The organism is Amycolatopsis sp. NPDC006131 (assembly GCF_040614175.1).
GTDB lineage: Bacteria > Actinomycetota > Actinomycetes > Mycobacteriales > Pseudonocardiaceae > Amycolatopsis_E > Amycolatopsis_E tucumanensis.
The window spans coordinates 1-9,709 of record NZ_JBEXTX010000183.1; the positions used below are offsets into that span (position 1 = coordinate 1).

9 protein-coding genes are annotated in these 9,709 nt (G+C 72.7%); 3 read left to right on the forward strand and 6 right to left on the reverse strand.

Going from position 1 to position 9,709, the window contains the following annotated elements; genetic code table 11:
* Positions 1-35: 35 nt before the first annotated feature.
* The gene (locus ABZ215_RS42040; protein ID WP_354956403.1) at positions 36-1,745 is read right to left on the reverse strand and encodes a BCCT family transporter; all 1,710 of its coding nucleotides are present in this window, start codon (positions 1,743-1,745) and stop codon (positions 36-38) included.
* Positions 1,746-2,022: 277 nt separating this feature from the next.
* Entirely contained in the window at positions 2,023-2,391 is a 369-nt protein-coding gene (locus ABZ215_RS42045) for a helix-turn-helix domain-containing protein (RefSeq protein WP_354956405.1), read from the reverse strand.
* 99 nt (positions 2,392-2,490) lie between these two features.
* Between ABZ215_RS42045 and ABZ215_RS42050 the strand changes: the two genes are divergently transcribed.
* A complete protein-coding gene (locus ABZ215_RS42050) occupies positions 2,491-3,318 on the forward strand; it encodes an alpha/beta hydrolase (RefSeq protein ID WP_354956407.1) in 828 nt (275 codons plus the stop codon).
* On the opposite strand, the gene ABZ215_RS42055 is transcribed toward ABZ215_RS42050, so the two are convergent.
* The gene (locus tag ABZ215_RS42055; RefSeq protein ID WP_020419890.1) at positions 3,289-4,524 is read right to left on the reverse strand and encodes an aromatic acid/H+ symport family MFS transporter; all 1,236 of its coding nucleotides are present in this window, start codon (positions 4,522-4,524) and stop codon (positions 3,289-3,291) included. The genes ABZ215_RS42050 and ABZ215_RS42055 overlap by 30 nt on opposite strands.
* Before the next feature lie 27 nt (positions 4,525-4,551).
* Positions 4,552-6,120: a benzoylformate decarboxylase gene (gene mdlC / locus ABZ215_RS42060; RefSeq protein ID WP_354956409.1), complete on the reverse strand. Its 1,569-nt coding sequence runs from the start codon at positions 6,118-6,120 to the stop codon at positions 4,552-4,554.
* A gap of 99 nt (positions 6,121-6,219) precedes the next feature.
* Between mdlC and ABZ215_RS42065 the strand changes: the two genes are divergently transcribed.
* Together ABZ215_RS42065 and ABZ215_RS42070 are read left to right on the forward strand one after the other, a co-directional pair.
* On the forward strand, positions 6,220-7,146 hold the full coding sequence (locus tag ABZ215_RS42065) for a LysR family transcriptional regulator (protein WP_235716194.1): 927 nt from the start codon (positions 6,220-6,222) through the stop codon (positions 7,144-7,146).
* A 45-nt stretch (positions 7,147-7,191) separates the two neighbouring features.
* Positions 7,192-7,638: a nitroreductase family deazaflavin-dependent oxidoreductase gene (locus tag ABZ215_RS42070; protein WP_020419893.1), complete on the forward strand. Its 447-nt coding sequence runs from the start codon at positions 7,192-7,194 to the stop codon at positions 7,636-7,638.
* A gap of 16 nt (positions 7,639-7,654) precedes the next feature.
* On the opposite strand, the gene ABZ215_RS42075 is transcribed toward ABZ215_RS42070, so the two are convergent.
* Both ABZ215_RS42075 and ABZ215_RS42080 read right to left on the reverse strand, forming a co-directional pair.
* Entirely contained in the window at positions 7,655-9,217 is a 1,563-nt protein-coding gene (locus ABZ215_RS42075; RefSeq protein WP_354956412.1) for a sulfatase, read from the reverse strand.
* Positions 9,202-9,709, reverse strand: a 508-nt coding sequence (locus ABZ215_RS42080; protein WP_354956414.1) for a CDP-alcohol phosphatidyltransferase family protein, incomplete at its 5' end; no start/stop codon positions are given. The genes ABZ215_RS42075 and ABZ215_RS42080, both read right to left, overlap by 16 nt.

A 9,709-nucleotide genomic window follows, 5' to 3' on the forward strand; every position in this document is an offset into this window, starting at 1 on the left:
GCCACCCGGGCGCGAACCCGGGTGGCCGTGGAGCATCAGGTGCGGCGGGCGCGCAGGCGGCGGCGCCTGCGTTCGTCGCCGGTGCGCTCCTCGTGGATCTCGGCCAGCGAACGCAGCATCTCGCGTTCCCGGATCACCATCGGATCGCTGCGCAGGTCCCGGTACAGCGACACGCACAGCCCGATCATCACGACGACGAACGGCACCGCCACCAGGATGGTGAGGTTCTGCAGGCCGGTCAGCCCGTCCTCGCCGCCGACGAGCAGCATCACCGCCGCGACCGCACCGGTCAGCACACCCCAGAAGATCACCGCGTTGCGGTGCGGGTTGACCGATCCCTTCTGCGACAACGTGCCCATCACCACGGACGCGGCGTCCGCGCCGGAGACGAAGAAGATCGACACCAGGATCATCACCAGGATCGCCATCGGCACGAACCACGGCAGGTGCTCCAGCAGCGTGAAGGTGGCGGACTCGGAACTGCCCGCGCCCGCGATGTCCACATCGGACCGTTGCTTCTGGATCGCCGCGCCGCCGAAGATCGCGAACCACACGAGGCTGACCACGCTCGGCACCGCGATGACGCCGAGGACGAACTGGCGGATGGTGCGGCCGCGGGAGATCCGGGCGATGAACATGCCGACGAACGGGGTCCAGGAGATCCACCAGGCCCAGTAGAAGACCGTCCAGCCGGACAGCCAGGTCTGCATCTCCGCGCCGCCGGTCACGCCGGAGCGGCCGGACATCTCGGCCAGCTCGCGGAAGTAGTCGCCGATCGCGCTGGGCACCAGGTTGAGGATCAGCACCGTCGGGCCGACCACGAGCACGAACACCGCGAGCAGCGCGGCCAGCACCATGTTGATGTTGGACAGCCACTGGATGCCCTTGGCGATGCCGGACACGGCCGAGGCGATGAACGCGACGGTGAGGATCGCGATGATGCCGACCAGCAGGCCGGTGCCCGGGTTGTCGATCCAGCCGACCGACGCCATGCCGCCGCCGACCTGCAGCGCGCCGAGGCCGAGCGAGGCGGCCGAGCCGAACAGGGTCGCGAAGATCGCCATCACGTCGATCGCCTTGCCCAGCGGGCCTTCCGTGCGGCGCTTGCCGAACAGCGGCGCGAACACCGAGCTGATCAGCTGGCTGCGGCCGCGGCGGAACGTGCTGTAGGCGATGGCGAGCCCGACGACCGCGTAGATCGCCCACGGGTGGACGGTCCAGTGGAACAGCGTCGTGGCCATCGCGGTGTGCACGGCCTCGTCCGAGCCGGCGGCCGCGGTGCCCGGCGGCGGGCTGGCCAGGTGCGACACCGGTTCGTACACGCCGAAGAACATCAGGCCGATGCCCATGCCGGCGCTGAACATCATCGCGATCCACGACGCGGTGCGGAACTCGGGCTTCTCGTCGTCCCGGCCCAGCCGGATGCGGCCGTAGCGGCTGATCGCCAGCGCGACGACGAAGACCACGAAGCCGCTCGCGGCGAGCACGAACGCCCAGCCGCCGTACGGGATGACCGCGTCGTTGAGCACAGTGTCCGCGATGTTCGCCAGGCTGCTCGGCGAGGCGACCCCCCAGACGATGATCGCCAGCGCCAGTGCCGCGGCGACCCCGAACACCGTGCGGTCGGTGCGCGGCGGGCCCGCCGCGTCGCCGACCGGAGGCACGTGCTCGTCCGGGAGGTGCCCGGCCGTACCGGTCTCCTCGGGAACTCTTGCGCGGGCCTCGGTTTCAGAGTCAGCAGACATACGCACGCGCCGTCGTGAGGGGCGCGGCCTCCTTTCGCAAGCGGTAACCCGAACGGGTCAAACCTAAATCATTGGTCGACCTACCGTTACCGATGGGGCGGAAATGGGCAACCTCAAGGCCCGGTTTCCGGGTGCTCATTGGCGGCACTACCTGCGGAATGGCAGGTTCGACACAGTTCGGACACAGTGCGGGCGAGAACAACGTTCAAGGACGGCTGGCTGTGATCGCGGTCGCAGTATCACGCGCGCGCTCCCACGACCGCGATAGGGGCGGCGTTCAAGATCCCTCCGCCGCCACCCCGTCGATCTCCGCCATGTGCGTCTCCGCCCAGTCGCGCACCACCGCGAGCGCCGACTCCAGCGACAGGCCCAGGTCGGTGAGCCGGTAGTGCACGCTGGGCGGCACCGTCGGCTCCACGCGCCGCTCCGCGAGGCCGTCTCGCACCAGGCTCTGCAGCGTCGCGGACAGCATCTTCTGCGACACCCCGGGCATGCGCCGCCGGAGTTCGGCGAAGCGCACCTCCTCCGGGGCGGCCTCCGCGAGGACCTTCACGGCCATCGACGTCCACTTCGTGCCGATCCGGTTCAGCAGCCTGCGCGTCGGGCAGGCCGGGTCGAACAGGTCTCCCCTGGGCGCCTTGGTCACCTCGAACTCACCACCTGTGCGGAAAGTGCCGTCTTCCCGGCTCGCCGCCGGTTACCTACGTTGACGTGGTCACCAATGGTAACCAGCACGAGGAGCACCATGCCCGTCGCCGTGAGCAGGGTCCGCACCAACGGCATCGAGACGACCGTCGCCACCGCGGGCAGCGGTCCCGCCGTCCTGCTGCTGCACGGCTTCCCCCACACCTGGCAGCTGTGGCAGGAGGTGCTGCCCGCACTGGCGCGCACCCACCGCGTCATCGCCCCGGACCAGCGCTGGGCCGGCAGCGACGCCACCGACGGCTACGACGCCGGCACCCTCGCCGCCGACGCCCTGGGCATCCTGGACGCCCTCGGCGAACCGTCCGCGACCGTGGTGGGCATCGACGCGGGCACCCCGCCCGCCGCCCTCCTGGCCCTGCGGCACCCGGGCCGCGTCCGCCGCCTGGTCGTGATGGAGTCGCTGCTCGGCACGCTGCCCGGCGGCGAGGACTTCCTCGCGGCGGGGCCGCCGTGGTGGTTCGGGTTCCACGCGGTGCCCGGCCTCGCCGAGGAGGTCCTCACCGGCCACGAAGCCGCCTACCTGGACTTCTTCCTCGCCGCGGGCACGCGCGGGCAGGGCGTCCCGGCCGCTGTCCGGGACGCCTTCGTCACCGCCTACACCGGCGCCGCCGCCCTGCGCCGGGCCTTCTCCTTCTACCGGGAGCTGCCGCGCACCGCCGGGCAGATCGAGGCGGCCGTGCGCGAGCACCGCCTGACCGTCCCCACCCTGGCGGTCGGCGCGCACCCCGTCGGCGACGCGCTCGCCCGCCAGCTGCGGCCGGTCACCGACGACCTGACCAGCCGGCTCATCCCGGACTGCGGGCACATCATCCCGCTCGACCGGCCCGCCGAGCTGCTGTCAGTGCTGGAGCCCTTCCTGCGCCGGTGACGCCTGCGCCACCGCGGCCGCGTCGCGCTTGCCCGATCCCAGCAGCAGGATCGCGCACAGGCCGAGCGCCGCGACGACCGCGAAGAAGTAGAAGCCCCACGGGTAGGCCACGCCGGCCGTCACGAGCGCGCCGGTCACGAACGGGCCGAGGATCGAGCCCAGCCGCCCGATCGCCGACGTCATCCCGAGCGCCGTGCCCCGCGCCTGCGCCGGGAAGGCGTGCGCGACGTAGCCGTAGATCAGCACCTGCGCGGAGAACACGAACACGCCGGTCAGCAGCACCAGCCCGTTGAGCACGAAGCTGTTGCCGATCTTCAGGCTCAGCAGCGCCAGCAGCACCGCACCGGCGCCGAACCAGATCCGCGCGATCGGGCGGATGCCGAAGCGGTCGGCGATCGTCCCGGCGAGCACCAGCCCGATGACCGCGCCGACGTTGAGCACCAGCAGCAGCGTGATCGACGTGGACAGCGGGTAGCCCGCGGTGCGCATCAGCTGCGGCAGCCAGGTGTTCAGGCCGTACACCAGCAGCAGGCCCATGAACGAGCCGGTCCACACGGCGATGCTGATGCGGCGGAACTTCGGCCCGATCAGGTCGCGGAAGCTGAACTTCTCCGCGTCCTGCTTCGCCTCCAGGTAGGCGGCCGACTCGGGCAGCTTCCACCACATGATCGGCACCACGAGCAGGCCGGCGATGCCGCCGCCGTAGAACAGGACGTGCCAGTTCTCCACCGCGGCCAGCGCGAGCACCGAGGTGAGCACCGCGCCGACGTGGTAGCCGGTCATGGTGAACGTGGAGGCGCTGGCCCGGCGCCGCGCGGGCAGGTTCTCCGACATCACGGTCAGGGCGACCGGCATGCACGCGCCGAGGCCCAGCCCGGCGACGAAGCGGAACACGCCGAAGGTGGCCACGTTCGGCGCCAGCGGCAGCACCAGCGTGAACACCGAGAACAGCAGCACCGAGCCGATGAGCATGATGCGCCGTCCGAAGCGGTCGGTCAGCGGGCCGAGCGCGGCGGCGCCCACCGCGACGCCGATCAGCGACACGGTGGCCACGGCGGTCGCGCCGGCCGCGGTGAACCCGAGGTGCCCGGTCTTGAGCAGCGTCGGGATCGTGGCGCCGAGCGCGACCAGGTCGTAGCCCTCGAGCAGGACGGTCAGCCAGCACAGCACCGCCGTCCAGACCGAGCGGGCGGGAGACGTCGTCATTGCCGTTCTCCTTGTGGGGTGTGGGGACTAGGGCGTGGTGAGTTCGGTGTCCACCTGGATCAGGCGGGGTCCGGCGGGGGTGGTCTTCAGCTGGGCGCGCAGGTCGTCCACATCGGACACCGTGGTGGCCGGGACGCCGTAGCCGGTGGCGATCGCGGCGAAGTTCAGGCCGGGGATCTCGGTGCCCGGCACGTCCGTGGTGCCCAGCAGGCCGGCGAACCAGCGCAGCGCGCCGTAGGTGCCGTTGCGCAGGATCACGAAGGTCACCGGCACCCGGTAGCGGGCCGCGGTCCACAGTGCGGTGATGCCGTAGTTGGCGGAGCCGTCGCCGATGACGCCGACCACCGGGCGGCCGGGCAGGCCCATCGCGACCCCGACCGCGGCGGGCATGCCGAACCCGAGGCCGCCCGCGGCCGGCCAGAAGTAGGAGCCGGGCCGGCGCAGGTCCATCTGCCGCCACCACGCCGAGTTGGTCGACGTGGACTCGACCACGTAGGCGGTGTCGGCGGGCTGGGTCTCGCGCAGCGCGGCGAACACCTGCTCCGGGTGCAGGGCCCGCTCGCCGGTGGCCGCCGCCGGGTTCGGCGCGAACGCCGTCTCCCCCACCTCGCGGGCGGGCAGCCGGGCGAGCAGGCCGTCCAGGACCGCGCCCGCGCTCGCGACGAGCGACTCCCCCATCGGCGCGCGGGCGGCCTCGCCCGGGTCGTCGGTGACCTGGACCAGGGTGGCGCCTTCGGGCAGGAACGGCCCGGGCACGTGCTGGTGGTAGCGGAACACCGGCGCGCCCAGCACGAGGACCAGGTCGTGGCCGTCGAGTTCGGCCGACACCGAGCCGATCCCGGCGGGCAGGACGCCGCGGAACAACGGGTGCCGGTTGGGGAACGGCAGCCGGTGCGGCGACGGCGCCACCCACACCGGCAGGGCGCGGTGCTCGGCGAAGGCCACCGCGCGGTCGAAGAGCCCGAGTGCGTCGATGTCGCCGCCGAGCACCAGCACCGGGTTGCGCGCGGCGTCGATCCGCCGGGCGAGGTCGTCGAGCTGGCCCGCGTCCGGCGACAGGCCGCGGCGGACCGTGCGGTCGAGAACCGGGTTGTCGTCGATCTCGGCGGCCCAGTCGTCGTAGGGCACCGACAGGTAGGTGGGGCGGCGCTGCAGTTCGGCCTCGAACACGGCCTGCGCCAGCGAACGCGGCACGTCGCCGGGGCAGCTGGGCTCGCCGGACCAGCCGACCAGCGGGCGCATCAGCTGGGTGGCGTCGACGTTGGCGAGCATCGCCTCCAGCCCGATCGCCGAGCGGACCTGCTGGCCCGCGGTGAGGACCAGCGGTGTGCGGGAGTAGACGGCGTTGGTGAGGGCGCCCATCGCGTTGCCCGAGCCGGCGGCGGCGTGCAGGTTGACCAGCACCGGGCGGCCGGCGGCCTGGGCGTACCCGTCGGCCATCCCGACCACCACGCCCTCGTGCAGGCCGAGGACGTAGGTGAAGCCGTCGGGCAGTCCGGCCAGGAACGGCAGCTCGTTGGAGCCGGGGTTGCCGAAGATCGTGGTGAGGCCACGGCGTTCCAGGAACTCGTGGGCGACCTTCCGGACTGTCGGCATGCGCGGTGTCCTCCTCGGCACTGGGGGTTGCCCCGAGGGTGGCAGATCATCCGGCCGTGCTCCAATCAATGTTGCCGACCGCCCTCATAGACAGGATCGATGATGCGGGACTTCGACCTCAACCTCGTGCGGACGTTCGTGCTGCTCTACGAGACGCGCAGCGTGACGGCGACCGCGGAGTCCCTGCACGTCACCCAGCCGACGGTGAGCTACAGCCTGCAGAAGCTGCGCCGCCGCTTCTCCGACGAGCTGTTCCGCCGCACCGGCGGCGGCCTGGCCCCGACCACCACCGCGCAGGCCCTGTACCCGTCGCTGCACCACGCGCTGGCCGAGATCGAGTCCACGCTGAGCGGCGCGCACACCTTCGACCCGGCGACGGCGCGCGCCCGGTTCACGCTGTGCCTGTCGGACCTCGGCGAGGTGTCGCTGCTCCCCCGGCTGATGGCGGCGCTGCCGTCGCGGGCGCCCGGGGTCACGCTGACCGTGCGGCCGCTGGACGTGGACAGCGCGGTGGACCAGCTCGGCCGCGGCGAGATCGACGCGTTCGTGGCGTCGCCGCTGATCAGCTCGCAGCGGGTGGCGCGCATCCCGCTGTTCGCCGAGGGCTACGTCGGCATGGTCGCCGCCGACCACCCGAGGTTGCGCGGCGCTTCGGTGACGCTCGCCGACCTGACGCGGGAGCAGCACATCGCGGTGTTCGGTCCCACCGGGCACCACGGCCCGCGCCGGGCGCTGGAGGCGCGGGGCCTGCTGGACCGGGTGGTGCTGGAGGTGACCCGGTTCTCCACGCTGCCGTACCTGGTGCAGGACAGCGAACTGTTCGCGATGGTCCCGCGGCTGGTGGCGGACGTCTTCGCGGCCGACCACCGCGTGCGGCTGCTGGAGCTGCCGTTCGACATCGAGCCCGCGCAGGTCTCGGTGTACGCGCGGCACGGGCACGCCCGCACCCCGGCGCAGCATTGGCTGACCGAATTCATGCACGAGGTGCTGTCCGAACCGGCGATCCGGGAATCACTCCGGCCGTGATCGCGTTGCCAGCGGAAACCGATCTTGACCGGAAGGACCCCGCGGATGCCGCTGACAGGCGAGTACGAGCCCGGCACGATGACCATGTCCCGCAACCAGGTCGAGCAGATCGAGAGCTCGGGCGGCACGCAGGGCGTCGCGATGCACGGGATGCGGGTGATCGTGCTGACGACGATCGGCCGGAAGTCCGGGAAGCTGCGCAAGGCGCCGCTGATGCGCGTCGAGCACGACGGGGTCTACGCGGCCGTCGCGTCGCTGGGCGGGGCGCCGAAGAACCCGGTCTGGTACCTCAACGCCCTGGCCGATCCGCGGGTCGAGGTGCGCGACGGTGAGCAGGTGTTCGACATGATCGCGCGCGAGGCGGAGGGCGAGGAACGCGAGGTGTGGTGGCAGCGCGCGGTCGAGGTGTTCCCGCAGTACGCGAAGTACCAGGAGTCGACGGAACGGCGGATCCCGGTGCTGCTGCTGGAACCCGCGCCCGCGCCGCACTGACCGCGACCCCGCAGGCTCACGGCCCGAAGGCGGTCAGGAACCGGTCCCGGAACGCGCTCATCGGCCAGACCGGCGCGTCCGGGGCCGGGCGGAGCCCGTCCTGCCAGCCCCAGCCGGTGATGCGGTCCAGCACGGCCGGGTCGCGCGCCACCAGCGTCACCGGCACGTCGCGGCTCGCGCCCTCGCCGGTGACCGAGGTGTTCGGCTGGTGGTCGCCGAGGAACACCAGCACCAGGTCGTCGTCGCCGAAGGTCTCCACATACGAGATCAGCGCGGACAGCGAGTACTCGACGGCGTCGCCGTAGGCGGCCCGCACGCGCGCCGGATCGGACCACACCTCGTCCACCGACGGGCCGGTGTGCGTGAACGTCGAGCCGTCGCCGATGGCGCCCCAGTCCACCATCCGCGGCAGCGGCGCCCACGGCCAGTGGCTGGACACCAGGTCGAGTTCCGCCATCAGCGGCGGGTGCCCTGGCGTCATTTCGTTGCGGTGGAACGCGGACAACGTGAACTGGTCGGGCATCGCCGCGTAGGAGAAGTTCGGGCCGCGGTAGCCGATGTTGCGGCCGTCGTAGAGCCGGCCGAACCGGTAGACCGCGCCCTCCGGCCAGTCCGCGCCGTTCTCCGGCTGCACGTTGACCGTGCGCCAGCCCGCCCGCGCGAACGCGCCGGACAGGGTCAGCCGGTCGCTGCCGACGAAGGTGCGGTACCGCTGCTGGTTGTCCACCCACAGCCCGGACTCCATTGTGGAGTGCGCGAGCCAGCTGCCCCCGCCGCTGGTCGAGGAGGTGAGGAACGCGGTGCGTGCGCTGAACCCGGCGGCCCGCAACCGGTCGGCGCCGGAGTCGAGCAACGCGGTCACCCCGGGGTCGTCCAGCGCGACCCGGCCGTAGCTCTCCACGAAGGTGAGCAGGAAGTCCTTGCCCCGCAACGAGGTCAGCAACTCATCGGGCGGGGTGTCGCGGAAGGCGTCGGCGGCCATCTCGGCGGCGAACTCCCGCTGGTCGGCCAGGTCCGAAGCGACCGCGCGCACCTCGCGGTAGGCCAGCGCGGCGGTCGCGCGGGACGCCAGCGGCAACCCGGTCAGCGCGGCCGCGCTCCAGACGACCGCCAGCACGGCGACCACCCGCGCCGAGACCGCACGGTGGTCCGCGGCGACCCGGGCCAGCCGCATCGCCGCCCAGGTCGTCAGCAGCACCAGCGCGACGGCGGCCAGCACCGCGCCGGCCACGGCGGCCACCCGCGCCAACCCGCCGAGCAGGCTCAGCGCAGGCCCGGCGAAGCTCCAGTCGAACACCAGGCTGAACGGGCGGTCGAACGCGCGGTGGAACCCGATGTCGGCGATCTTGAGCAGCACCAGCACCCCGAGGACCGCGCCGGCCACGGCGGCCACGATCCGCCGTCCGCGCGGCGGCAGGACCAGCACCAGCGCGACGCCGGCCAGCGCCTCCACCGGGATCCGCAGCAACGTCGCCGGCCCGAACAGCGCCAGGTTGTTCGGCACGACCAGGGCGGCGACGACGAGCACGCACGCGAGCACGTCCGCCGCCATCCGGCGCGCGGTCACCGGTTCCGCCACAGCGTCCCCACGTCCCGGCCGAACGACCACACCAGCGCCGCCAGCGCGCCTCCGGCCACGACGACCGCCGCGGGCCGGGGCAGCACATCGGCGGCCACCACGACCAGCGCGATGCCCTGCGCCGCCGCGATTGCCTTGCGCGCCAGGTTCGGCGTCAGCGGCCCGCGCAGCCACGGCGCGAGCCACCCGGCCGCCACGAACGCGTAGCGCATCGCGCCGATCAGCAGCACCCACGGCCCCAGCGCCAGCGCGACCGGCACGCAGAGCACGAGGATCAGGAACGCGTCCACCTCCATGTCGAACCGCGCGCCCAGCGGCGACACGGTCCCGGTGCGGCGGGCGACCCGGCCGTCGACCGCGTCCAGCGCGAGCGCGACCGCCGCCAGCACGACCAGCACCGGCCCGGACAACCCGGCGGCGACCAGCGCGACGACACCGCCGACGAGTGTCGCGCGGGTCAGCGTGACCCGGTCCGCGGGCCCCAGCGCGGCC

Coding starts and splice junctions, on each gene's coding strand:
- ABZ215_RS42040 (WP_354956403.1), bottom strand. CDS start 1,745: ATGTCTGCTGACTCTGAAACCGAGGCCCGCGCAAGAGTTCCCGAGGAG.
- ABZ215_RS42050 (WP_354956407.1), top strand. CDS start 2,491: ATGCCCGTCGCCGTGAGCAGGGTCCGCACCAACGGCATCGAGACGACC.
- ABZ215_RS42055 (WP_020419890.1), bottom strand. CDS start 4,524: ATGACGACGTCTCCCGCCCGCTCGGTCTGGACGGCGGTGCTGTGCTGG.
- mdlC (WP_354956409.1), bottom strand. CDS start 6,120: ATGCCGACAGTCCGGAAGGTCGCCCACGAGTTCCTGGAACGCCGTGGC.
- ABZ215_RS42065 (WP_235716194.1), top strand. CDS start 6,220: ATGATGCGGGACTTCGACCTCAACCTCGTGCGGACGTTCGTGCTGCTC.
- ABZ215_RS42070 (WP_020419893.1), top strand. CDS start 7,192: ATGCCGCTGACAGGCGAGTACGAGCCCGGCACGATGACCATGTCCCGC.